The following is a 241-nucleotide window of genomic DNA, read 5'->3' as shown; positions in this document are numbered from 1 at the left end:
GTTAATGGGTGATGGCGTGCCTTTTGTAGAATGAACCGGCGAGTTACGATTTGATGCAAGGTTAAGCAGTGAATGTGGAGCCGTAGCGAAAGCGAGTCTGAATAGGGCGTTGAGTATTTGGTCGTAGACCCGAAACCAGGTGATCTACCCATGACCAGGCTGAAGTTCAGGTAACACTGAATGGAGGGCCGAACCGACTTACGTTGAAAAGTGAGCGGATGAGTTGTGGGTAGCGGAGAAA

1 rRNA gene is annotated in these 241 nt (G+C 49.8%); it reads left to right on the top strand.

Annotated features, from left to right (window positions below):
• A 23S ribosomal RNA gene (locus tag SH09_RS13580) occupies positions 1-241 on the top strand; the annotation flags it as partial.

Origin of the sequence: Staphylococcus gallinarum, from assembly GCF_000875895.1 — a bacterium.
Classification (GTDB): Bacteria; Bacillota; Bacilli; order Staphylococcales; family Staphylococcaceae; genus Staphylococcus; species Staphylococcus gallinarum.
The sequence above is the reverse complement of the archived record's forward strand: the minus strand, read 5'-3'. Positions and strand labels throughout refer to the sequence as shown.